The 22,290-nt window shown below is 68.4% G+C and carries 21 protein-coding genes; 2 read left to right on the forward strand and 19 right to left on the reverse strand.

Translation table 11 applies throughout. From position 1 onward, the window contains the following. Position 1: 1 nt before the first annotated feature. The 14 genes from BKM74_RS12820 to BKM74_RS18990 all read right to left on the reverse strand — a co-directional run bounded on the left by BKM74_RS12820 (position 2) and on the right by BKM74_RS18990 (position 17,889). Complete coding sequence (locus BKM74_RS12820) at positions 2 to 2,188, reverse strand: phage head spike fiber domain-containing protein (RefSeq protein ID WP_086466099.1); 2,187 nt, start codon at positions 2,186 to 2,188, stop codon at positions 2 to 4. Next, complete coding sequence (locus BKM74_RS12825) at positions 2,185 to 6,696, reverse strand: phage tail tape measure protein (protein ID WP_086466100.1); 4,512 nt, start codon at positions 6,694 to 6,696, stop codon at positions 2,185 to 2,187. The genes BKM74_RS12820 and BKM74_RS12825 overlap by 4 nt, the downstream gene beginning before the upstream one ends. A gap of 77 nt (positions 6,697 to 6,773) precedes the next feature. Further along, complete coding sequence (locus BKM74_RS12830) at positions 6,774 to 7,436, reverse strand: DUF6441 family protein (protein ID WP_086466101.1); 663 nt, start codon at positions 7,434 to 7,436, stop codon at positions 6,774 to 6,776. Next, positions 7,433 to 7,732: a hypothetical protein gene (locus BKM74_RS12835; protein ID WP_086466102.1), complete on the reverse strand. Its 300-nt coding sequence runs from the start codon at positions 7,730 to 7,732 to the stop codon at positions 7,433 to 7,435. Before BKM74_RS12835 ends, BKM74_RS12830 begins: the two co-directional genes overlap by 4 nt. Positions 7,733 to 7,743: 11 nt before the next feature. After that, a complete protein-coding gene (locus BKM74_RS12840; protein WP_086466103.1) occupies positions 7,744 to 8,481 on the reverse strand; it encodes a hypothetical protein in 738 nt (245 codons plus the stop codon). Continuing rightward, entirely contained in the window at positions 8,481 to 9,881 is a 1,401-nt protein-coding gene (locus BKM74_RS12845) for a hypothetical protein (protein WP_086466104.1), read from the reverse strand. The genes BKM74_RS12840 and BKM74_RS12845 overlap by 1 nt, the downstream gene beginning before the upstream one ends. Positions 9,882 to 10,204: 323 nt before the next feature. Beyond that, entirely contained in the window at positions 10,205 to 10,666 is a 462-nt protein-coding gene (locus BKM74_RS12850; protein ID WP_086466105.1) for a hypothetical protein, read from the reverse strand. A gap of 3 nt (positions 10,667 to 10,669) precedes the next feature. Beyond that, the gene (locus BKM74_RS12855; protein ID WP_176342524.1) at positions 10,670 to 11,023 is read right to left on the reverse strand and encodes a head-tail joining protein; all 354 of its coding nucleotides are present in this window, start codon (positions 11,021 to 11,023) and stop codon (positions 10,670 to 10,672) included. A gap of 56 nt (positions 11,024 to 11,079) precedes the next feature. Beyond that, complete coding sequence (locus tag BKM74_RS12860) at positions 11,080 to 11,415, reverse strand: DUF2190 family protein (protein ID WP_086466107.1); 336 nt, start codon at positions 11,413 to 11,415, stop codon at positions 11,080 to 11,082. An 83-nt stretch (positions 11,416 to 11,498) separates the two neighbouring features. Continuing rightward, positions 11,499 to 13,550, reverse strand: coding sequence for a prohead protease/major capsid protein fusion protein (locus BKM74_RS12865; protein WP_086466108.1), 2,052 nt, complete (start codon positions 13,548 to 13,550; stop codon positions 11,499 to 11,501). Positions 13,551 to 13,565: 15 nt separating this feature from the next. Then, positions 13,566 to 15,083, reverse strand: coding sequence for a phage portal protein (locus tag BKM74_RS12870; RefSeq protein WP_245825930.1), 1,518 nt, complete (start codon positions 15,081 to 15,083; stop codon positions 13,566 to 13,568). After that, the gene (locus BKM74_RS12875) at positions 15,083 to 15,289 is read right to left on the reverse strand and encodes a phage head-tail joining protein (protein ID WP_086466110.1); all 207 of its coding nucleotides are present in this window, start codon (positions 15,287 to 15,289) and stop codon (positions 15,083 to 15,085) included. The genes BKM74_RS12870 and BKM74_RS12875 overlap by 1 nt, the downstream gene beginning before the upstream one ends. 79 nt (positions 15,290 to 15,368) lie before the next feature. Further along, complete coding sequence (locus BKM74_RS12880; protein ID WP_086466111.1) at positions 15,369 to 17,363, reverse strand: phage terminase large subunit family protein; 1,995 nt, start codon at positions 17,361 to 17,363, stop codon at positions 15,369 to 15,371. After that, entirely contained in the window at positions 17,314 to 17,889 is a 576-nt protein-coding gene (locus tag BKM74_RS18990; RefSeq protein ID WP_245825931.1) for an elements of external origin, read from the reverse strand. Before BKM74_RS18990 ends, BKM74_RS12880 begins: the two co-directional genes overlap by 50 nt. 89 nt (positions 17,890 to 17,978) lie before the next feature. On the opposite strand from BKM74_RS18990, the gene BKM74_RS12890 reads away from it, so the two are divergent. Next, on the forward strand, positions 17,979 to 18,254 hold the full coding sequence (locus BKM74_RS12890) for a hypothetical protein (protein WP_245825932.1): 276 nt from the start codon (positions 17,979 to 17,981) through the stop codon (positions 18,252 to 18,254). 94 nt (positions 18,255 to 18,348) lie between these two features. Continuing rightward, the gene (locus BKM74_RS12895) at positions 18,349 to 18,870 is read left to right on the forward strand and encodes a DUF3489 domain-containing protein (protein ID WP_086466112.1); all 522 of its coding nucleotides are present in this window, start codon (positions 18,349 to 18,351) and stop codon (positions 18,868 to 18,870) included. Here BKM74_RS12895 and BKM74_RS18995 read toward each other — a convergent pair. From BKM74_RS18995 to BKM74_RS12920, 5 genes are all read right to left on the reverse strand, one after another. After that, on the reverse strand, positions 18,852 to 19,172 hold the full coding sequence (locus BKM74_RS18995; protein ID WP_245825933.1) for a DUF7220 family protein: 321 nt from the start codon (positions 19,170 to 19,172) through the stop codon (positions 18,852 to 18,854). The genes BKM74_RS12895 and BKM74_RS18995 overlap by 19 nt on opposite strands. 145 nt (positions 19,173 to 19,317) lie before the next feature. After that, positions 19,318 to 20,646: a site-specific DNA-methyltransferase gene (locus tag BKM74_RS12905; RefSeq protein WP_086466113.1), complete on the reverse strand. Its 1,329-nt coding sequence runs from the start codon at positions 20,644 to 20,646 to the stop codon at positions 19,318 to 19,320. A 424-nt stretch (positions 20,647 to 21,070) separates the two neighbouring features. Further along, a complete protein-coding gene (locus BKM74_RS12910) occupies positions 21,071 to 21,451 on the reverse strand; it encodes a DUF6362 family protein (RefSeq protein WP_067559316.1) in 381 nt (126 codons plus the stop codon). After that, on the reverse strand, positions 21,444 to 21,644 hold the full coding sequence (locus tag BKM74_RS12915; protein ID WP_067559318.1) for a hypothetical protein: 201 nt from the start codon (positions 21,642 to 21,644) through the stop codon (positions 21,444 to 21,446). The genes BKM74_RS12910 and BKM74_RS12915 overlap by 8 nt, the downstream gene beginning before the upstream one ends. Next, positions 21,641 to 22,180, reverse strand: coding sequence for a crossover junction endodeoxyribonuclease RuvC (locus tag BKM74_RS12920; RefSeq protein WP_067559321.1), 540 nt, complete (start codon positions 22,178 to 22,180; stop codon positions 21,641 to 21,643). Before BKM74_RS12920 ends, BKM74_RS12915 begins: the two co-directional genes overlap by 4 nt. Between the last annotated feature and the right edge of the window lie 110 nt (positions 22,181 to 22,290).

A 22,290-nucleotide genomic window follows, 5' to 3' on the forward strand; every position in this document is an offset into this window, starting at 1 on the left:
GTCACCCCCAGGCCTGCAGGATCGCGCGTCCCTGCGCGTGGGATTCGGTCACACCGATCAGGATCAGCGGCCGGCCCGCCGCATAGTCGAGGAAACATTCGTCGCGATAGAATATCTCGTCGCCGAGCCAGGGCGCGCCGGCCAGGAGATACTCATCCACAGTCACCTCAAGCTCGACCAGGTCCCGACGCACCGACATCAGCGCCAGCTGCCGCTCCGCCTCCCCATCGGCATCCGTCTCGCTCTCCAGCAGCGTCATGCGGCGCAACTCGGCGGACAGCGGATGCTTCCGTTTCACCGCCGGCGCATCCCGCTGCACAATTCGGTATTCCTCCTTCAGAAAGGCGCGGCGGTCGGCCGAGACGCTCCCGGCCAGCTGGTCGCCTTCCTGTACCGTCCAGTTGCGCCGCCAGCCCAGAACCACGCGATGGTTCGGCAGACCCTGGCCTTCGTCATTGCGCGACAGCAGCCGCACATCCTGGACCTGAGTGCGGTCGAACGTGGCCGCCGGATTGCCCGTAGGCGCTTCCAGCCGCCGGACCGCCAGCTTGCCGTCGCGGGTGAAGTACCAGAAGCCGCCGATGCTCCCGCAGATCAGATCGAAGGCCTCGGCTATCGTCATCTCGCGGTCGATGAACAGGCCGAGGCCGATGCCCGCAGTGGCCTCGTTGAGCGCCTGGAAGCTGGCATGGTCGAGATCGAGGAAATCGACGAGATCGGAACGGGTGACGGCGATGGTGCGCAGCATGTCGGCAGGCTGAGCGGTATAGCTCGACGGGTGCGGCGTGCCGCCGGTGACGATGCAATTCTTCGCCACGTTGCCCAGCTCGATCTGTGCGCCCCAGGCATAGATCGCCGCAGCATCCCCGAGGCTGAAGATGCCGGGCGACACGCTGGAGCCGGAGACGGTCTCGGTCAGGGTGTAACGCCGCCAGGTCTCATCCAGATGGATTGCCTCCTCGGTTGCCGCTTCGATGCCCATGCCCAGCGTGACGCTGCCGATGACGCTGCGCAGATAGATCGAGAAGGTGTAGGGCTGGCCGGAGGTCACGCTGACGCTCTGGCGGAAGCCGGCACCGTCATCGGCGGGGATGTCGATGCGCTCGGCAGTATAGCCGCCATTCGGGCCGATGATGACGTCGTTCTGGACCGTCACACCTGTATCCTTCACCCAGGCCGGATTCATGAACTGCTCCGACCAGAGGAAAAGGTTTTCCAGCCGCTCGCCCGAGACCTTGGCGGTGATGGTGCCGGCCGGGCTGCCGCCCAGCGTGACATGGCCCTCGGTCACGTTCTCCCGGTACTGGCCGGCGGCGGGCGTGCCGGTGACTTTCGACAAGGGCGCGCCCCGGTCATAGAGTTCGTCCACCGAGAAGATCGAGCCGGTATGCGCGCCATAGCGCAGCGCCGCCGTGTTCAGCGGGGCCAGCGGCACATTGTGGCACAGGCCGTAGCACAGGATCTTCGGTCGGCCCCTTATATCCTGCGGCGTGCCCTCGTTGCCGGTCGGGCCGCTGTTGGTGCCGGCGTAAGTCTCGCGCTGGATCGGCACCTCGAACTGCGCCTGCCGGTCGCGCAGGAACAGATGCAGGTGCAAATCGCGCCATTCCGCCTGCGCTGCCGTGCCGGAAAACAGCAGGACAAAGTCCCGCCACCGCCCGCCCGCAGGCCCTCGGAACAGCCTGAACCGGCGACCGTCCCAGCCCGCGCCGGCGAAGCGGTCGAAGAAACGGTCGGCATTGTTCAGGATCATCTCGCCGCCACCGCCCGCCGACCGGCCGCCGATCCGGCCATCCCGGAAGGCGAAGGCCTGAAAGCTGGGAGGTTCGACGATCAGCGGCATGGCCTCGATGCCGGGACGGTCGGGATCGTCCGGTCCGGTTCGCCAGCGACCGGTTGCCACCAGCAGGGTTCTGGCTCCCTCGACCCGCCAGTCGCTGTAGGTGCCGTCACCGGAAACCCCGTGGACATCCAGCGCCAGACGGCGATCCGTCTGGACATAGGCCATGACGACCGCGTCCAGCCGCGCTGCGCCTGATGCCTCGTAAACGGAAACCCGCATGCCGGGCTCGAAAGGCTGGTCCGTCTCCAGGATCAGTTCCGCAGGGCCGGTTCCGACCGTGATCCCGGAGGAGCTGGTGCCGACCAGATAGAGATCGATTTCGGCAAGATAGATCGCATCGCTCATCGGATGGCTATCAGCCTCCCCAGCTGCTGACGCAGGTCGGTCATCTCACGGCGCATCGCCGTCAGCTCGTTGCGCGACTGGCCTTCCTCGCGGCGCACGGTCTCGGCGGAGGCGCTGCCGGCCTGCAGGATGGCCGCGGAGAGTGCCTGCTGCAGCGCGCGGATATCCGCCCGCAGCCCCCTGATCTCATCCTCCGGCATGGCGCTGCTGCTGCCACCGGAGCGGATCATGTCGACCAGCCGTTCGGGCGAATAGATGCGGGCCGGGCCGGTCACTTCCAGTTCCGGCCCGCGCTCTCCGACCAGGCGCAGCCCGCCGGCATGGGTGCCGCCATAGGCGAAGGTGGGGGTGCCGCCAGCCGCGATCAGGGCGGCCCGGTAGGCGTCGCGGAAATCGGAGTCGCTGGCGATGCGGGCCTGCACCACGCCGCCACCGGCGGAGGTCTGGCCGAGGCTCACCAGGATGGCGTCCCGGACCTCGCGTGGCACGCCCTGGATCAGGTCGCCCGACGTGCCGACCGTGGCGCCATAGCTGCCCGGCACATAGCTCACACTGCCACCGCCGGATCCGCCGCCTCCGGACCCGCCAGTGCCGGAGCCCAATTGCGCGTTCTGGATCGCTGCGGCAATCTCTGCCAGGAGGGCATTGGCCTGATCGAGACTGGCGATCACCAGCCGGTCGCCATTCACCAGCTGGTCGAGACGGTCCAGCTCGGCGCGGGTAGCCGCCAGCTGCTGCTCACCAATGGAAAGATGCCGTCCGGCCAGATTCTCGGTGTCGCGCAGGACCTCCTGCACCCGCTCGAAATCCCGGTAATACTCTTCCGACGAGGCATAGAAGGCCCGGCTCGCCTCCAGCAGACGGCGGCTGGATTCCGGCAGTCCGGCCAGCGCCTCCTGATCACCCAGACGGGCCCGGCGTTCCAGATCCTCGAACTGCCGGCGGGCTTCTTCCAGCCGGTCAGCCGGTGATAAGGGCGACAGCGATTGATCCACCAGCAGCCCCTCGCGGGCGCTGCGCAGCTGCGCCGCCAGCCGGCGCCAGCCTTCGACGATGCGTTCCTGCTCGCCCAGGAACTGCCGTGTCGCGCGCAGCTGCGTGTCGATCTGGCTCCGCTGCTCTGCCGACAGGAAGGCCGCTGCTTCACCCATCTGCGACAGCAGCTCGGTCGCCGCGCGGACGATCGGCGCATTGTTCTCGATGGTGCTGTAATACTCGATGACATTGCGCAGCGTCTGCCCGTCCACCCCGGACAGCGCCTCGCGCAACCCGGCATCGCGCAAGGTGCGCAGCGTGCCCAGCACCTGGTCGGATACACCCAGCTCCGCCGCCGTATCGCGGTCCGCCCGGAAGTCGGCCAGCACTTCGCCCAGACCGCCCGTAACCCCGCCATTCAGGCCCATGCCGCGTGCCGTCACGCCACGCACGAAATCACCCGCCACCTTCTCCTGCGCGCGTTCCAGCGCCGCGATCCCGGTCTCTGCGGAAATCCCGACCTCGGCCAGCAGCGGCCCGATCTCCTCCATCAGCGCCGCGATCCGCCGCCATTCCGCCTGCACCGGCGTCAGCGTCTCATAGGTCGCCTGGCGCAGGCCGATCAGGATCTCGACATAATCCCGCGTCGCCTGCGCGGCGCGGCCGGTATCCAGCCCGGCATCGGCTGCGTTCTGGCGATAGGTCTGGATATCCTCCAGCGTGCCCAGCACCTGGTCACGCACCTGCCCCTCGATGACATCGCCCAGCGACAGGGCACCCTGCGACAGTGCCTTCAGGCTGCTCTCGAAACTCTCCGCGAAGCCCAGCAGCTCGGCGCTGCGCTGCAGCCCCAGCTCGACGAAATCCAGCCCTTCGACAACCTTCCGGGCATTTTCCGACAGGCCTTCGGACCGGCGCAGGATCTCCTGCAGCATGCCGGCGGTCAGCTGATCGGCGCTGTCGAACTTGCCCTCATACAACTTGTCGTCGCGATTGACCGACCCGTCCGGATTGGTGCCGAACAGCCAGCCCCGGCGGCCATCGCGGCTGCCCGTTGCGAAATCGATATAGAGACCTTTCGGCAGCTGCGCGCCCAGCGTGCGGGTCAGCTCATCCAGCGAGGCCTCGAACACGCCCTGGATCTGGTCGCGCTCGGACCTCGTCTGGTCGTTCGCCTTGTCCTCGGTCTTGATCAGCCGGCCACCCAGCGGCCCCTGGAAGCTGGCCGTATAGTCCGAGGGGCGAGAACCGAAGAGCTTGCCGAGCACGAAGGGGGCGGCGATCGCCATGATCGGCAGGGCCACGGAGAGCATCGGCGCGATCCCGGCCAGCGGCGCCGCCGCCGCGATACCCATATTGCTGGCGCCACCGGCAACGGCCGAGACACCCAGGCTGGCAGCCGTGGCCCCACCGGCCATGGTGCCGACGGCAGTCGCGCCGAACAGCGAAGGCACGGCGCTGGCCAGCCAGTTGCCGTTATGCAGCATCTGACCGAAATCCCAGGCCGACTTCGCGCCGGAAATGGTGGACAGCATCCCGCCGCCATTGCCCGATACCATGTCGCCCAGCGTCGGCAGGGTGGCGCTGCCGGTCACCGCATTCTTCAGCGGGTTGATGGCCGCCAGCTGGATGAAGCTCTGATACAGCTCCGACGCCATGGCGCGGCCGATATTGCCCATGTCGAGCAGGTCGCGCTTGCCGGTGGCCAGCGCCTGGGTCAGCGCCTCGCCGATCCGGTCGAAGCCCCGCGTCAGGCTGTCGCTGAAGAAACTGCCGGCCTCGCGGGTGCGCGCCAGCTCGTCCTGCGCATCCACCATCTCCGTTGCCAGCTTGCGCGCGGCCTCGGCCGTCAGCAGCGTATCGCGGCGCAGCAGCGCCTGGGTCTGCTGTACCACCTTGTACTCGCGGTCGGAGATCTTCAGCGCCGCCGTCAGGGCGCGGGTCTCGCCGATCTCGCGCGTCGTCGCCTTGACCAGGTCCTCGCGTTCCTTGATCAGGGCCAGCGCGCGCTTCGAGGCATCGGCCCGCGCCTTCTCATCCTCGACAGCGGCAGCGGTCGCGGCCTCGGTCGCCAGCTTGCGCCGGTTCAGCGCCGCCGCGATCTGCCCTTCCAGCTCCACCTGCTGGCGCGCCTGAGGCAGGTAGCGCTCGACCAGCGCGCGCAGCTCCTCCTGGCTGAGGCCGGTCAGGCCCAGCTGGGCGGCGTGCGCCTTTGCCGCCTGCCCGGCGATCTTCAGCGCCTTTTCCTCACGGTCCAGCGCTGCGACCTGCGCCAGGCTGCCCTGGCTGGCCGCAAGATACCGCTCCTCCAGCGCCGCGATCGCCCGCGACAGATCCTCGGCCGCACGGATCGTCGGCTCGGTCTGCGCCGGCGGCGGTGCCGGCGCGCCATCGGGCGGGCCCTGCAGATAGGCGCGTCGGGCTTCCAGGCCCCGGATCGCCCGCTCGACCTTTTCCAGTTCGTCGCGCATCCGGGCCAGCGCGTCCGGATCGCCGAACAGCTGGTCGAACAGACCACCGCCGGCATGTTCCTGGCTGCCGATGGCCTGCCGCAGCCGTGTCGCCCGTTCCTGCAGCTCGGCCAGGTTGCGCTCGACGGTGACGATCGAATGCTCTTCCGGCGGCTCGAAGGCGTCCCACAGATAGCGGGCCTCCTTCGCTGCCGACAGCAGCTTGGTGGCGACCCCATCAATGAGCGGCGTCAACTCCAGCAACGCCACCTTCAGCTTGGTATCCATCACCTGCGCCAGCGTGCCCAGGTGATTCTCCGCTTCGGCGGCGCGGGCCACCATCTCGCTGTCGATCACCAGGCCCAGGTCGCGGGCATCTTGCGCAAAGCGGTCCAGGCCATCCGACCCGTCCTTCAGCATGCGCAGCATCGCCACGCCTTCAGAATCGAACAGCTTGAAGGCGATGCGTACCCGGTCGGCCTCGGTCGGCACGCGCTGCAGCGCGTCCGCGACCTCGCGCAGCAGCTGCTCCGCCGGCTTCATCTGGCCGTTGAAGTCCCGGACCGACACGCCCAGCTCGTTCAGCGCACCCAGCGCCTCGCCGGTGCCGCGCGCGGCCTCGGCCGAACGGCGGATGAAGCGCTGCAGCGCCATGTCGGCGGTGCCGATGGCGATCCCGCTCTCGCTCGCCGCGAATCGCAGTTCCTGTAGCGCCTCGACATTGATGCCCAGCGTCTGCGCGACATCGTCCAGCGCTGCAATCTCGCGCGCGGCGCGCAGGAAGCCGGCGAAGGCCAGCGTCACCGTGCCGATACCGGCAGCGGCAGCGATGCCCGCCGGACCCAGCGCCCCCAGCACCGTGCCAGCCGGCCCGACCCGGGATGCCAGCCCGGCAATACCGTCCCGTGCCGAACTGCTGGCCGTGTTCAGCGCCAGCAGGCCGCGCGTCGGCTCTTCCGTCGCACGCGCGATCTTGCGCAACGCCAGTTGGCCCTCGGTCCCCAGCTCCTTCAGCGCCTTTTCCACGACCTCCTTGTCGCGGATCGACAGCCGGATCGACACGCCCCTCGACTGATTGGCCATGAAACACCCTTCGGACACAAAAAACCCCGCCGAAGCGGGGTTCTGTTACCAGCAAAAAATCAAAAATGGCGATTCACCTAATCGGCCTCACCGCCCCCATTAACTGCGCGCGCGACCGTGCGGTAGAGAGTGTCGAGCGCCCGCTTTTCTGCCCGCGCCACGTCCAGCACTTTCGGCAGCGTCACCTGCGGCAGCAGGATGAAGATCGGCACCGTCGTGCGCCCCCTCAGCCTTGTGTAGGTCCCGGTCCTGGAGCGGGTGACATTGGCCCGGGCGACGCCCCTGCCATCCAGCCGCGCATTATCGGCCACCAGCAGCGAGGGCGCGCCCCGCCGGTACACCAGCCGCAGCCGCTGGCCGTGCCGGCGCTCCCACTCGCCAGGCGTCAGCCGCTTGCCGCCGCTGCCGCGACCAGCCGCATCAGTCGGCACCGCCAGAAAGAAGCCATCACGCGACCGAATCGTCATCCCCTCGTCGAAGGCCCGCACGATTTCCGGCGCCTTGGAATAGACCAGCGCCGCCGGCCCCAGCGTCTGCTTGTGGCGTGGCGGGTAGATCTTGTCCTGCCAGGTCCGCGCCAGCCGCTCGCCCATCCCGGCCCCGGTCACCTGGCCGCGCAGCTCCTGTTTCAATCCCGTCGAAGCCTCGGTGACCCCGGCCCGCAACCTGTCGGCCAGATCGCCCCGCTCGCGGGCCAGAACCTCCATCAGATTGCCTTCCAGCGCCGATCCCAGCCTCATGACCGGTCCTTTTCCTCGAAAGGCCGCACCGCCTCGCTCATCAGGGCGAAAGCGTCCAGCATGATCGCCGCCTGGTCGCCCGTACCGCCGGCTTCCGGCAGATGCCCCACGCCGCCGAGCCCGCCGCCGCGATACTGACCCCACAGCCTGGCCATTGCCCAGTCCTCCGAGGTCAGCCGCAGCACCGGATTGCGGCGATAGCGCCAGCCGGCGATCTCCCAGCAGCTGCCATCGACGGCCCGGCCCTCCCCGTCCATCATCTCGTCGCCGAAATCCCCGGGGCGCAGGGCCGCCACGGCGACGATGGTCAGTTTTTTACCGTCTGCTCCGGGATCTGGTGCATCAGCTCCAGCGCCTTGCGGCCGATCGCCGACACATGCTCCGCCGGCAAGGCCGAGAGGCAGGCCGTCGTCACCCGACCGGCCCGGGCCTCGTACTTGATGGCCAGCCCCTCCCACCCACGCAGGAAAAGCTGCGCCGCCACGATAGGCGCGGTGCGGGTATAGCGCTCCCGCGCCGCCAGCAGAGCATCCAGGTCGGGGAAGTGCCCGCGCAGCTGCGCCGTCATGTCGCCGATCCGCACCTCCAGGGACGCCGGCCAGCGCTCCTCCGGCAGAACCTCCGCCTCATCCAGGATATCCGCCAGCTCCGGTTGCTGCTGCGGCTCGACGCAGAATTCGACGGCGCGGCGCAGAGTGCGCACCACCTCCCCGCCCGCCGGGAAGCGGCAGCCATGCTCGGTCATCGCCGCCGGGAAGGCGGCCCGCTGGAAGGCATCAGCAGCGGCGATCAGATAGACCGGCTCTTCCGGCTCCGCTTCCTTGCGGGCCTTCAGCGCCGCCAGCTCCGCCTCGCCTTCCTCCAGCATCCGCTGGAAGCGCTTCCGGTCAACCTCGCCACCGGCGGTCAGTTCGGTGGCGGAATCGGCTATGACCTCCATCCCCGAGGCAACAGCGCGCAGTGCCTCCAGCTCGCGCTCGCCGCGCGTCACTGCCTCCGCCAGAACCTGGAAGCGCACCGGCGTTTTTGCACTGACCGGCAGCATCACCACACCTGCAGGAAGAGGCCGCTATCCTGCCCCTGGAGAAAGAAGCCGATCTGTTCGGTCTGCACCCCCTGCCGGTCACCCGGCTGATAGGAGGTGTAGAGCGCCGACGGGATGGCGAGGCCGACACGCTGGCCCGGCCGGGCCGCCGAACCGCCGGCCAGGCGGGCGGCGACCGGCTGCGCCGTGCCGTCACGGAAGGCGGTCATCAGATCCCGCGTCGCGACCAGGGTAGCGTTCGGGTCCATCGAACCGGTCATCCGGCGGCGGGTGATGATCGGCGCGTCGAAGCCCTCCTGCCCGTTCGGGTCCGGCGGGAAGATCACCTCATTGCCAAGATCGACCGAGAGGGTCTGCAGGGCGGCGCGGCGCTTGTTCACCAGCATGGCCGAATTCCGCCAGATGCCCGGACGGGTGCCGTCATAGGTAACGGACGGCACCGCCGCATCATCTTTCTCATGCATCAGCGCCGAGATGGTGTAGGTGCAGCGCGCAGCACCGCCGGCGGTCTGCTCGATTGACAGGGTCGCCTTGGCCCCGGTGCAGCGATAGACCACGCCGTCCATGTAGAGCGTAACCGACGCTGCCGGGATCGAGCTGCTTGCCGGCGCATAGCGGATATTGGCCGGGATCGAGGCCACCGTGCTGGCGCTGAGCGGCGTCTCGAAATAGTCCGCCAGCGTCGCTACCCGGCCCGCCGTATAGTCGAGGATCTGGCTGATATAGGGCGCAGCCGGATTGCCCGACAGCGCGACCGGCATGCCGCGATAGAGCTGCGCCGTATTCGCCCAGGGCGCCTGCAGCGTGATGCTGTCGACACCGCCTGCGGTCGCCTCCACCGCGGCGATGCCCCGGCGCAGGGTGACATTCTCCCCCGCCGCCTCATCCACCATCGCCGTGGCGCCGGTTAGCCGCGCCACCACGATGGCGCCAGCCGCCGAGGTCGTGACGATGAACTCGCCATTGTTCGCCTCATTGGCGAAGCCGGAGACATGGATCACTGTGCCGACGGTCAGCGCCGCCAGCCCATCACCGCTGTCGGCGATCTCCGCCGAGGCGCCGGTGACCGAGAAGGTGACGCCGGTAATGTCCGTCCGGGTCTGGGTCGCCGCCATGCCGGCGATGCGCATCAGCAAGTCCCATTCCGGATATTCGCCCGGAACGCCGGGGCCCTTCAGGTAGAAGGCACCGCCGATGGTGACCTGCATGCCGCCGACGATCGGCGCTGTCGAGTCGAGCGAGCCCTGGACCTCATCCGTCTCGACATTCTGCGTCGTCGGGTTGATTGTCGGGGCCTCGACCAGGATGCCGTCGGTTGCCGGATCCGGGGCCTCATAGGTGCCGGGCACCGATTCCTGCTTCAGCAGCAGCGCGCCATTGCGGGTGCGGAGAGTGGCCATATCGGATTACTCCTTCTTGCCGGAGGACGGGGCGCCAGAGGATGTGGAAACGGGCTTGCCAGCGGGTGCACCGGACCTGACAGGCCGGGTGACGGCCTCAGCCCTGGCGGGAGCCGCACCACCGGCAGCAGTGCCAGCGGGCGTCGCGGGCGGAAGTACGGGCTGCGCCGCGGCGGCCCCATCGATCAGTTCATGGCGCAGTGCGCCGCCACCGGGCACAGCGGCCCGGCGGAAGGTCGGAATGGTCATCTGAACCTCCATGAAAAAACCGCGCGGTGCGCGGAGGGTTGGCGGGCGGCGCTGCGCACCGCGCGAAACATCAGCTAAGGCGCGGGTTCGTAAGGATCGCCGTCGTCGGTGGCGTAGATGATGGTCAGGGTGAGTGCAAAGACGATGCCTGCCTCCGTGCCTTCCTCGCGCACCAGCTCCTGCGCGAAGCCGGCCTCCTCGATATCGACGGCAATATTGCCGAGCGTCGTATCAGCCAGCGCCGCCGCCAGCGTCTGGCCATAGAGAGTGCTCGCCGCCGCCCCCAGATCCTCGTCCCGCCCGGCCGCGACATGGCCTTCCAAATAAGCGGTAAGCCGGAAAGGCCAGAAATGCGTAGCCCTGCCCTCGAAATCCGGCTCGTGCCCGCCATCGATCAGGATAACCGCCGGCATCGACTTCCTGTCAGGCCGGCGGCGGCGGTTGCGCGTGACCGTGATGCCCTGCGGGGCCAGGCTGGCCAGCAGCTGCTGGTGCAGGGCATCGAGGCACCGCTCGCGGACAGTCATCTCCGGCATGGTCTACTCCTCATCTTCCGTGGCAGGCACAAGCCAGAGCCGCCACAACAGCCGGTCCGGCTCCGGCCGCTCCGCCATATCGACCCGCAGCGTCTCATCCACACCCCCATCGGCGTCCAGCAGATCGACCAGGTCGTCCTCATCGACCGACGCCAGCTCCGCCACGCGGATCTCACCGATCCGCGTCGTGCTGCCGGTACCGGTCTGCAGCAGGGGGATCGCCGCATCGCCCGTCATCCAGGCCATGCGGCAAGGGGTGGGATCGCCGCCGGCCGCCGGGCGGACCAGGACATCCACGGCCATAAACGGGTCCGCATGGATCGCGGCCAGCATCGAATCCCAGGAGCCACCTGCCATGTCCATACTCATCCGGCATGACCTTTGCGGAACATTCCCATCATCGGATGCCGGCATCAGAAGCTGCCGTTGAGCCGCACCCGGCCGATGGTATCGGATGCACCGCCGCCGACGGCATCCACCGCGACGCCGATCGCCGTATTCCCCGAGGCGGTCTTCGTTGCCACCTTGGCGGTGTTGTCCCAATAGACCTTGTCGCCGACCGCCCAGGCTTGCGACGCCGCCTTGATCAGATCGAAGATGCCGACGAGTGCGGCCTCGACCATCTCGCCATTCACGGCGTTTCCGGCGGCCACACCGAACATGGAGCCGACGAGCATGCCGTCGCCGGACGCGACGTCGTAGGGCGCGGTGAGGGTGATCGTGTTGCCGGGTTGAACGTAGTTCTTCATCGCTGGTGTCCTCTTGAAAAGACGAAGGGCGGCTCAATGGCCGCCCGTCTCGTCAGGGTTCAAATGTCAGTGGTCGGCCCGGCTTATGCACCCGGGTTCTTGTAGAGGCCGCGCCAGTCGATGGCCTTGGCGCCGAAGTCGAGGCGGCACTTGATTTCGACGCCGTCGACGTCGAAGCCGTTGCGCGTCTCGATGTAGGCGCCCTGCTGGCCCTCGAGATAGGCGTACTCGATGGTGTCGATCTGGTTCGGCGAGGCGGCCAGATACCAGGCGGTCTCGCTCGCCGCGTCGAGCCGCGGCTCGGCGATGGGCGCGAGCGTGCGGATGGACTGCGGCACGACGTTGCCGCTCTGCGCGGGTACCAGGTTCTGGGCGACCAGCTGCTCGGCCTTGAGCTCCAGCGATGCCGGCACGATCAGGAAGGCGGGGCGGATGTTCAGCACCGTCTTCCTGTCGAGCCCGGTCTGCTTGCGCATCGCCGCGCGCGCCAGTCCCACGCTGTCCACCCCGAGCGCCGCGCCGGAGCCGGCGAGGTTCTTGTGGGTCGAATGGAAGAGCGCGGTCCCGTCCGCCATCGCCGGGTTGGAGGTGACGATGTCCCAGACCACGTCGCTTTCGAGCTGGGCGATCGAGTTGCCGTACATCGCCGGGATCCGGGTGAAGGCGTCGAGATCGTCGTTGATCAGTACCTGCCGGGTGATGGCAACCACGCGGCCGTAGGTCTCGATGCGGTAGCTCTCCTTCGATTCGCCGAGCGTGCCGCGCTTGAACTCGCCGCTCTCGCCGACCTTGAGAAGCTGGGGCGCCTCGCCGAGCTGGACCCGGTGCATGGCCTTGAAGTCGGTGGCGAGCACCTGCCGGCAGAAGAGGGGGAAGGTTCGCGGATAGGCCTCGTATGCCTGCCGCAGCGTCTTGTTCGTGACCGCCGCGAGGATCTCGGGGAAGTCCGAGGTCGAGTGCAGCGCGCGCGTCGCGACCTCGTCGCGCGAGAGGCCACGGGTGCTGGCGCCCGCCGTCTCGAGGCTTTCGCGGGCGAGCTCCATCAGCGTCATGCCGCGGTACTCGCGCGCCGCATCTTCCAGCGGGAAGAGCGTCGGACTGTAGCGGTGCAGGAGCGCGTTCGAGATCGCCTCGCGCCGGGTGACCGTTGCGTCGCGCCCGCTGAGCGGGATCGAGACATGGGAGAAGGTCCGGGTCTCGTCGGCCCTGGCCGCGACCTGGTCGAGGATCAGCCGACGCGCCTCGTCGATGGACACACCGCGCCTGATCAGATCATCGGCGAAGCCGCGCTCGAGATGGAGCTTGTCGGCGAGGCCATGGATCGTGGAGACACGCTCGCGCTCCTGCGCACGGACCTCAGTCACCAGTGCGTCCGTGTCCAGGCTGCGGGTCCGGTCTTCGGGCGCCGGGTCGGGCGCGGGCTTCGGCTGGCTGCGGGCACTTGTCTCCTTCGGCTTCTGCCGGAGTCCGGCGTCCTTCGCCTCGGTGGCGTTGTCCGTGGGCGTGTCGGTCGCATCGCGGGTCGTCGCTTCGATCTGATCGGTGTCGTGCATCACATTGGTCCTTTGCTGGGTTTGGCCTGCGGCGCTGCGATGCAGGACGCAGTCATGGAGGTTCCGGTTGGCGCGGAAGCCGGCGGCGGGATCGGCGCCGACGGGAACGGCGGAAATCTCGAACGGGGTCCAGTCGACGGCGCGCCAGAGCTCGCGGCCGCCCTCGGGCTTCGAGACCTCGTAGCGATGGACCTGGTAGCCGATGGAGACCGCGCGGATGTGTCCGGCCTCGATGTCCCGCCAGATGTCGCCGACCGCATCGCGCTCGGATATCCGGATTCGGGCGATGCCCTGGCCGTTCTCGATCCGCGCCGAGCCCGGCACGACAGAGCCGATCACCGCTTCGAGATCGCCCGCATCGTGCACCTTCAGGAACGGCGCGCCGTTGTTCAGCCGTTCGAGCCGCACATGGTCCGGTGCCATGCTCAGCTCCTCGTCGTGCGGCTCGCCGAAGAGCGAGATGCGCCGAACCCGAGCGCCGGTCGACCAGACCACCTCGACGCTTCGCGTCTCGGGATCGATCGTGTTCGGGGCGAGTTCGGCTGCCCGGCGCAGGGCCGGCAGTTCGATGGTCTGCTCCATCATGGTTTCCTCGGATCAGGTCTCGTCGCCGTCCGGGGCATCCGGATCGGTCGCGGGGTCGGGTTCGGCCAGGGCGCTCGCCTGCGCGCTGCCCGTCTTGGTGACGCGGCGCGGGTCGCTGTCGAGCACGAGACCCAACGCGTCGAGCTTGGCGTTGGTGGCGGCGATCTCGACCAGAACCGCGTCGGGGTTGCGGCCCTGCCGGGCAATGGCCTCGGCGAGCGTCATGGTGCCGGAGCGGATGGCGAGCAGATCCGCCATCGCGTCCTTCTGCGGATCGACCGCCTCGAACTTGGGCGGCGACCATTCGACCGGCACGTCCGGCCTTGGGATGCGGTCTGCTGCCCAGGCCGCTTCCGTGAACCAGCGCCAGACCGGCGCGCAGAACATCGGGATGAAGAGCTGCCACTGCACCGCGTCGATCATCCGGCGGAACTCGACGAGCCCCGCCCGGATCGAAGAGTAGTTCACCTGGGAGAGATCCCCGGTCAGCAGTTCGTAGGGCACGCGGAACCCCGCCGAAATCGTGTGCAGGCTCGCACGCTTGTATTCGCCGTAGCCGCCGGTCGCGGACGGTTGGTTGAAGCGGATGTCCTTGCCGCCGCGGGCATAGGCGATGAGTCCCGGCTCGAACTGCTCCACCCGGTTGCCATCCGCGTCGACCACCGCCGGCGCGATCCCCTGCTGCGCTTCCTCGTCGCCGAAGACGATCGCGGTGACGCAGGCCTCGGTCTTCTTGCGGACGATCTCGGCGACCTCGTAATCGTCGAGGTCGCGAAGCGCGCGGATGACCGGCGCGCCCCAGGGCACGCCGCGCGCCTGCGTGCGCTGCTTCTCGTAGACATGGGCGATCTCGCTGGCCGGCACCGCCCGGCTGGTGAGCCCGCCCGTCAGGCTGAGCGTGGCGTCGCCCGGATGGGCGCCGAACAGCCAGTAGGCCCGGCGACGGCCGAGCGCGTCGAACTCGATTCCCTGGACCGCCTGCCCGGAGCCGAGCGCCCCGTTGCGGGTCGCGTCGAGGAAGTCGGCCTCGAGCAGTTGCAGCTGCACCGGCGGCATGACCCCGTCGCCGAGGCGCCGCGGGCGGCGGCGCACCAGCACCTCGCCCGCCTCGACCATCTCGCGGCAGGCGAGCGTCTGCAGCCCGTAGAAATCGAGCTGACCATCGGCATCGCAGTCCCGCGCCCAGATCTCGAACAGCCGGTCGACCTCGCGATCGAGCGCGGCGTCCCCGCTGGCGGCGCGCGGCATGATGCCGGCGCCGACGATATTGTTGACCAGCACCGAGACCGCCTTGGCCGCATGCGGGTTGTTGCGCACCAGGTCCCGCATCCGGTCGCGCAGCAGCGCGCCCGCCCGACCGATCTCGGCGTCGGCCGAGGATCCCGGCGCGTGCCAGCCATCGGTGCGCCGGCCGCGGGCCGCGCCCTCATAGGAGCGGGCGAGCCCCTCGAAGGCCTGCCGCGCCAGGACGCGCCGGGTGGCGGCCCGTGGCGCGACGGTCGCGATCGCCCGGTCGAGCCACGATACCATCAGCGGTCCCCGCGCGCGAAGCCGGCGAAACCCGCGATGGGGCGGTTCGCCGCGCCAGCGATCTGGCGCTCGATGGTCCGTATGCGCCCGAGCAAATCCTCGGCGGAACCGTATTCGACGGTCTTGCCGTCATAGCTCACCCGCGTGGTCCCGCTCGCATAGGCGCGCCGGAGCGCCGCCAGCTCCGCTTCCGTCCAGTCAGCCATGTCCTATTTCCCTGTCGAGCCAGAGCCTGTCCTCGGTCGGGCCTCCGGCCCGACCCGGGGGGCTCTCCGCGCCTCTTGCTCAGAGCCATCCTTCACGACGCCCGAGCCAGTCGGAGCGGCGCTTGCCTTGCTGTTGCGATGCCGGACGCCCGATCATGCCGGCCGGCGTATCCATGCCGGTCGGCACGCCGAGCTGCGCCTCGAGATCGGCCCATGTCGCCTCGGGCCAGCGGTCCGCGCCCGCGATCCAGGCGGCGGCGCGCGCGTAGATCCGGCAGTCCAGCGCCTCGTTGCGTTCGCGCAGCTTCTGCCATTCGAGCTTCGCGAAGCCACGCCTGTTCCTGACCGTCACCAGCTGCTCGGCGGCAAGCTGCCTGATCCATTCGGTATCCGCCCAGCCGGGCAGATGCACCGTGCCGGGCGGAAACGAAGCACCCTCGTTCAGCTCTTCCGCCGTCGGCCGGGCCAGCCGCAGGAAGCGGTAGGTCTCGGTCTTGAAGGTCGAGGTGGCCACGGTCCAGAGACGCGCGCCCCGGCGCAGGCGTTTGCCGCCCGCGGTCGCATCCACGAAGGTCGGCCCAGAAACCGGGCTTGCCCGGTTGAAACCCTCGAGCCCCTTGACCGGCGCCACCTGCGCGAAGCCGACCGAGCGCGCCCAGCCGTAGACGGCGGCCGTCTCGTAGCCCGTGTCGATGGCCAGCCGGGCAAGCCCCAGCTCCGCGCCGCCCGCATGCCGCCAGCTGCGCCCCAGAAGATCGGTCAGAGCCTTCCAGCTCTCCGGGCGCGCGGGCCCGCCTCCGATCACGACATGATCGACGAGCCAGCTCTCCAGCCCGCGGCCCCAGGCCCAGACGTCGATCTCGATCCGGTCCTTCTGAACGTCGGCGCCGGCGGTCAGGAACAGCCCGCCGGCGGGCACGATGCCTACCGGCCAGTCCTCGCGCCGCTCGGCGATCCGCTGCCAGTCCGGGGCGTCGCCGGTCTCGATCCAGGTCTCCCCGAGCACCGTGTTGCAGAACACGCGCTCGGCCTCGTCCGAGCCCTTCGCGGTTTCCTTGTCCCGCGCGATGTCGGCCCAGCTCTTCCAGCCCGGCGGCGAATAGAGCGCCGAGAGATGAAACCCCACCGTCCGCGCATCGCGGGCCTCGGCTGTGGCCCTCCATTCGCCTGCGGCCAGCATCGCTGGCTTGTGGTGCTCCTCGATCGGCTCCTCGCAGGCATCGCATTGGTATGCCGCCGTCTCCGGTTTGCCCTTCTCCCAGCGCAGCCGCTCGAACCTGAGCCACTGCATCTCCCCGCAATGCGGGCACGGCACGAAGAAACGGCGCTGGTCGCTCGCCTCGTATTCGCGTTCGATCCGGCTCACGCCGCGGATCGTGGGCGTCGAGACCAGGAAGACCTTGCGCCGGTGCGCGAAGGTCAGCGACCGCGCCTCGGCGAGCCCGACCGGGTCGCCTTCCTCGTCGGCCGAGGCCGGATAGGCGTCGACCTCGTCGAGGAAGACGTAGCGCGCCGGCATCGAGCGCAGTCCCACGGCCGAGTTGGCGCCGGTCAGCACCAGCACGCCGCCCGGGAAATCCTTCGACAGCTGCGTGTTGCCGCTGTCGCGCGCCCGCGCCGGGCGGACACGTTCCTTCAGCGCCGGGCTCTCCTCGATCAGCGGGTCGATCCGCTGGCGCGAGTTGCGCTTGGCCAGCTCCACCGTCGGCTGGACGGCGAGCATCGGCCCCGGCGCATGGTGGATCACGAAGCCGATCCAGTTGTTGCCGGCCTCGGTCGCGCCGACCTGCGCGGCCTTCATGAACACCACCCGCTGCGTCGGATCGCCGGGCGAGAGCGCGTCCATGATCGCGCGCATGTAGGGCGTGCGTTCGGTCCGGTACCGGCCGGGCTCGGCGCTTGCGCGCGAGCTCAGCCAGCGATGCGTGTCCGACCATTCCGAGACGGTCAGCCAGGGATCCGGCGTGAGGCCGCGTCCCCAGGCCCGGAGCAGATCTTCAGCGCCGTCGAACCGTGTGACCTCCTCAGAGGGCGATCCGGGGCTGGGCGAGTTCCTCGAGATGGGCGCGGACATGGGCCTCCAGAACCTTCTGCATGGCCGCCGTTTCCGTCCCCAGCTCCGCCGCCATCAGCGCAGCCACCCGCGCCGGCCAGTTGACCCACGCGTCGCGTTCCTCGCGCGCGAGCCGGAAGACCAGCGCCGTGGCGCGGTCGCGGTCGACCAGCTCGCCCTTCAGCCTGGCCAGCCGGATGCGCCGCTCCTGCGCCTTCAGCACCTCATGCGCCGTCTTGGCCTGCAGGAAGGTCGTCCCGCCGCCGGTGACCGGCGCGGCCATGCCCTGTTCCCGCAGCGTGTCGCCGACCGCCGAGACCGCCGCCTCCGGCACCGGCTTCAGCTTCGGCGTTGCAGCCCTCCTGGTCTTCGACGGATCGGTCGTCTCGGCCCGCCGCCTGTCAGAGGCCGCGGCGTCGATGCTGCCATCGGCATGCAGGACCAGCCGGCCGGCGGCCTTCGCCTTCTGGATCGCGCCGCGCGACAGCCCGACATGGGCGGCGTACCGGCGCTCGCTCATGCCCTGCATCGCCAACCCGATCATCATTCAAAGTCAGTCGCTTATGTCGTTGATAAGCCTCCGGGATAGAGCGAACGTTCATCCCAAAAGGACGATGCAACTTACCCGGAGCCACCATGATGACGACCCGCCTGAACCCGATCACCACCCCGCGCTTTGAGCCCCGCGCCGAGAAGGCCCGGCGCAACCGAGAGGCCGCGCTCAACGCCTTCATCGGCAAGAAGGCGGAGATCGACGAGATGCTCGCCCGCCTGCAGGCGCTCAGCGACGACCACTTCAACGCCCACCCCGACGAAGTGAACTGGGGCCATGTCGGCACCCTCGAACACTACGCCAGCCTTCTGAAGCGCATCACCGACAGCGCCTTCGGCGAGGGCGAGCACGCCCGCTGATCTCCGGCGCTCCCGGAACTCCCGCCGCGCCCAAGCGCGGCTCGGGGTCATAGGAGGGCCGCGACGGTCGCGGCCCCGAAACCGGAGACCCCAGATGACCAAACTTTCCGACACCCAGCTCGTGATCCTCAGCGCCGCCGCGCAGCGCGAGGACCGCAACGTCCTGCCGCTGCCCGGCAGCTTGCGTGGAGGCGCCGCACAGAAAGTGATCGGTGCGCTCATGAAGCGCGGGCTGATCGCGGAGACCGTGACGGACCAGCGCGCGAAGGCCGACCCCGCCCTGAACCGCATCTGGCGCAACGACGAGGACGGCTGCGCCATCCTCCTGCACATCACCGAAGCAGGTCTCGCGGCGATCGGCATCGAGCCGGAGCAAACGGATGCCGGATCAGCGTCCAAGGCGCACACACCGCGCACCGGCACGAAACAGGCGAAGCTGATCGAGATGCTCCGTGCCGAGGGCGGTGCCACCATCGACGAGATCGCGGCCGTGCTTCAATGGAGGCCACACACCGTGAGAGGCGCCCTTGCCGGCGCGCTCAAGAAGAAGCTGGGCCTGACGATCACCTCCGAAAAGGTCGAGGGGCGCGGGCGGGTCTATCGTTTGGAAACCTGACCTCGCCTTATATCTGGGCCGAAATCACGCCGATAAGGTAACGGACGACAAACATGGCCGCCGCTTGCATCGAGCGGCGGTCTTGTCGTTCCGAGCCGGATTGCCTCGAACAGCCGCCGCAGGGCAAAGGAGCGCGCGATGCTCACCACCGTGAACACCGCGCCCATCTTCAGGTTCTGCCCCAGCGTCGTGTGCAGCCCGAAGACCGGGAAGATCAGGATCTGCGTCACGACGGCGATGCCGTATCCGATCATGACGTTGGCGACGGACTCGACCAGCGACATGAGGCGGGACTGCTTCATGCCACGTCCTCATCCATCTGCCAGCAGTTGATCTGCGAGAGTTCGGAGCGCATGCGCCGCGACCAGCGGGACCACTCCGTTGCCACAGAGCCGAAGCCGGTCCACCCGGTGGGCCAGCCCATCAGCGCCTCAACGAACAGCGGGTTCAAGGTCCGGCGCGGGTCGGAGGTATCGTGCCCAGCCGCTCGGCCTTCACTTCGGCGAAGGTTCGACCGTCGCCGTCGAGGGTCGCGTTCTTGCCGGTCCCGGCCTGCCAGCGCTCGATGGCGACATCGACATAGGCCGGGCTGATCTCCATCGCGAAGACGCGACGGCCGTTGGCCTCGCCCGCCATGATCTGCGACCCGGAGCCCGAGAACGGCTCGTAGCAGAGCCCGCCGCGGGCAACGTGCTGGCGCATCGGGATCCCGAAGGCATCGAGCGGCTTCGGCGTCGGGTGGTCGGGCCTTTCGTCCTTGGCGAAGGACGGCATCTCCCAAGTGGACGGCAGCGTTTCCTCGGCCACCTTCGGCGGGCGGTTAGGGCGGCGCCAGCCCATGAAGCAGGGCTCGTGCTTCCACAGGTAGTGAGAGCGGGTGAGAACCCCACGGTCCTTCACCCAGATGATCTGCTGATGGACGAAGGCACCAGCCTTCTCCCAGCAGGCCTCCAGCATCGCCTGGCGGCGGGAGGCGTGCCAGCAGTACCAGGCCGCGTTTTCGGTGATGGCCTCCGCTACGGCCGCTGCGATGAAGCCGTCGTAGAGTTCGGCTCCCTGCGAACTGTCGTCCCAGGTGGTGCCGTAGGACGCGGACCAGTCCTTGTTCCGCGTCGGATGGTTCGAGCCGTCATAGTCGACGAGATACGGCGGATCAGTCGCGAACAACACTGCGCGCTCACCATTCATCAGGCGGCGCACATCGTCGTGGCTTGTGCTGTCGCCGCAGAGCAGGCGGTGGTCGCCGAGGATCCAGAGATCGCCCGTGCGCGAGGCCGGATTGCGCGGCGGCTCGGGGATGGTCACCGGAGGCACGGATCCCCCGGCGCCACCTTCTTCTTCACCGTGCCCGTCCGCGTCGAAAGCCAGCAGCTTGTCGAGCTCGCCGTCGGAGAATCCGACCAGCGACAGATCGAAGTCATCGGCCAACAGGTCCTGCAGCTCGGCCGAGAGCAGCGCCTCGTCCCAGCTGCCGAGTTCCGTGAGCTTGTTGTCCGCGATCCGGTAGGCGCGGCGCTGCGCCTCGGTCAGGTGTCCCAGCACGATGACCGGCGCCTCGGCAAGCCCGAGCTGCGTCGCAGCCAGCACGCGCCCGTGGCCGGCAATCAGCTCGCCATCCTCGCCGACGAGGCACGGCACGGTCCAGCCGAACTCGGCCATGCTGGCGGCGATCTTCGCGACCTGGTCGGCTCCATGCACCTTCGCGTTTCTCGCGTAGGGTTGCAGGCGCGCAAGCGGCCAGGTCTCGATCCGCTCGGGAGCAAAGGCGAGGGTCATGCAGGTTCCTGTCGATGGTCGAGTGGCATCCGCCGGGTGGACTCCGGCACGGCGGAGTCCACCGGCTTCCGGCTGGACTCCGGTATCCGCTGGGTATCCACCTCGCGTGGCCGGTCAGATGTTTGAATTCACAAGGATTTCAGGTGCCGGGGGTGGACACCGGACTCCGGTGGCTTCCCAAAAATCCGGCCCTGTCGCTGGCGAAATACCGCGCCAAGCCCTCCCGAATACAGAGTCGCCAGGAAGGACCCGGAAACTGCCGCAGATTGACCTACGGCAGATGCTCGCTGGATGCAAAAGGTCAGAGACAATCCGCAAAGCAAAGGGGAGAGCGAGCTTCTCAGCACACTCTCCCTACAATGCCTTCAGAATAGATTGATCCTGTTGCAAGTGTCCAAGGAAAAAATGTTGCAACACATTGGACTTATTGCGCATTCAGCCGCGCCGCGATCTTGGTCAGCGCCAGCTGCCAGCGCCGCCACGCCGTGGTGCGGTCGCATCCGAGCTCGCCGCTGATCTGCTTCCACGGCACTCGGGCGGCGCGCGACCAGACCAGCCGGCGCTCCTCCTCGTTGACCCAGAGCGCCCAGTTGAAGGTCTGCTCGAGCCGGGTGATTGCTGCGGCCGAAGGACAGATACGCATCGGCTGCGGCTCCATCATCGCGATCTCGCGGTCAGTGCGCACGATGTCGGGCCATGTGTTGAAATAGCCCCGCACCTTGACAGGCGGCAGCTTTCGCAGGGTACGGAACGCCTCTTCGAAATGATCGGCTACGCAGTCGGCGGTCCATTCGCGATCAGCCATGGCGCGCCTCCTTAGCCGAGGGACGTGGGCCGTAGAGCTTCTCGCCCAGCTGCCGGACCAGTTCGCGTTCGGGCCAGGTAAGGCGGCCGTCGTCGGCCGAGACGGCGAGAACGCCTTGTTCATGCCAGCCCTCGCGCTTGACCTGCTCGGGGTCACGGCGCTGGCCACCATAGCCTTTCGGGAACCACCTCATGCGACACCTCCCTTCGTCTCGATCGCCCAGAGCAGGATGGCGATGGCATCCGCCTCGTTGTCGTCGGCCGGGTTGAAACCGCGGGCGCGAACGGCGACGACCATGGTGGCCTTATCAGCGTTGCCCTTACCGGCGGCATGGCGCTTGATCGTCCCGACAGGGACGCCCTGGTAGGAGATACCGCGCAGCTCGGCCCATCCGGTCAGCGTGGCCATGAGCCCGCCATAGATGTGGCTCGCGTCGGTGCCGACGTGGCGGCGCACCTCCTCGAACCAGATCGCGGCAATGGGTCCCGACAGCCGGTCGATCTCGGTAAGCCAGTTCGTGAAACGCAGATAACGCATCCCACCGCCGTCGAAGCGGCCGGGGCGCAGCGAGACGGTGCCGCTGGTGATTTGGCCGTCATGGCCGCGCATCGCCCAACCGGTCGTGGTGCCGAGGTCGAGCGCGAGGATGCATTGGTTGCGGCGGGCGTCGAGCGGCAGCGATTCAAACCTTGCGCCGTCGCAATTGGGGATCAGAGTCGGCTGAGCCATGATGGGTCTCCTTTGCCGGTGGCCTGTGGTGGTGGAAGACAACGGCGGTCTGGTGCTTGGCGGTACGGTGCCGCCGTCGTCGGATGGGGAAAGCACAACAGGCCGTCACG

The organism is Oceanibaculum nanhaiense (assembly GCF_002148795.1).
GTDB classification, from domain to species: domain Bacteria; phylum Pseudomonadota; class Alphaproteobacteria; order Oceanibaculales; family Oceanibaculaceae; genus Oceanibaculum; species Oceanibaculum nanhaiense.

Coding starts and splice junctions, on each gene's coding strand:
- BKM74_RS12845 (WP_086466104.1), bottom strand. CDS start 9,881: ATGGCCACTCTCCGCACCCGCAATGGCGCGCTGCTGCTGAAGCAGGAA.
- BKM74_RS12860 (WP_086466107.1), bottom strand. CDS start 11,415: ATGAAGAACTACGTTCAACCCGGCAACACGATCACCCTCACCGCGCCC.
- BKM74_RS12910 (WP_067559316.1), bottom strand. CDS start 21,451: ATGGCTGATCGCGAATGGACCGCCGACTGCGTAGCCGATCATTTCGAA.
- BKM74_RS12830 (WP_086466101.1), bottom strand. CDS start 7,436: ATGAGGCTGGGATCGGCGCTGGAAGGCAATCTGATGGAGGTTCTGGCC.
- BKM74_RS12875 (WP_086466110.1), bottom strand. CDS start 15,289: ATGGCTGACTGGACGGAAGCGGAGCTGGCGGCGCTCCGGCGCGCCTAT.
- BKM74_RS12920 (WP_067559321.1), bottom strand. CDS start 22,180: ATGGCTCAGCCGACTCTGATCCCCAATTGCGACGGCGCAAGGTTTGAA.
- BKM74_RS12895 (WP_086466112.1), top strand. CDS start 18,349: ATGACCAAACTTTCCGACACCCAGCTCGTGATCCTCAGCGCCGCCGCG.
- BKM74_RS12865 (WP_086466108.1), bottom strand. CDS start 13,550: ATGGAGCAGACCATCGAACTGCCGGCCCTGCGCCGGGCAGCCGAACTC.
- BKM74_RS18990 (WP_245825931.1), bottom strand. CDS start 17,889: ATGATGATCGGGTTGGCGATGCAGGGCATGAGCGAGCGCCGGTACGCC.
- BKM74_RS12825 (WP_086466100.1), bottom strand. CDS start 6,696: ATGGCCAATCAGTCGAGGGGCGTGTCGATCCGGCTGTCGATCCGCGAC.
- BKM74_RS12840 (WP_086466103.1), bottom strand. CDS start 8,481: ATGCTGCCGGTCAGTGCAAAAACGCCGGTGCGCTTCCAGGTTCTGGCG.
- BKM74_RS12850 (WP_086466105.1), bottom strand. CDS start 10,666: ATGCCGGAGATGACTGTCCGCGAGCGGTGCCTCGATGCCCTGCACCAG.
- BKM74_RS18995 (WP_245825933.1), bottom strand. CDS start 19,172: ATGAAGCAGTCCCGCCTCATGTCGCTGGTCGAGTCCGTCGCCAACGTC.
- BKM74_RS12870 (WP_245825930.1), bottom strand. CDS start 15,083: ATGGTATCGTGGCTCGACCGGGCGATCGCGACCGTCGCGCCACGGGCC.
- BKM74_RS12855 (WP_176342524.1), bottom strand. CDS start 11,023: ATGGCAGGTGGCTCCTGGGATTCGATGCTGGCCGCGATCCATGCGGAC.
- BKM74_RS12890 (WP_245825932.1), top strand. CDS start 17,979: ATGATGACGACCCGCCTGAACCCGATCACCACCCCGCGCTTTGAGCCC.
- BKM74_RS12880 (WP_086466111.1), bottom strand. CDS start 17,363: ATGTCCGCGCCCATCTCGAGGAACTCGCCCAGCCCCGGATCGCCCTCT.
- BKM74_RS12915 (WP_067559318.1), bottom strand. CDS start 21,644: ATGAGGTGGTTCCCGAAAGGCTATGGTGGCCAGCGCCGTGACCCCGAG.
- BKM74_RS12905 (WP_086466113.1), bottom strand. CDS start 20,646: ATGACCCTCGCCTTTGCTCCCGAGCGGATCGAGACCTGGCCGCTTGCG.
- BKM74_RS12820 (WP_086466099.1), bottom strand. CDS start 2,188: ATGAGCGATGCGATCTATCTTGCCGAAATCGATCTCTATCTGGTCGGC.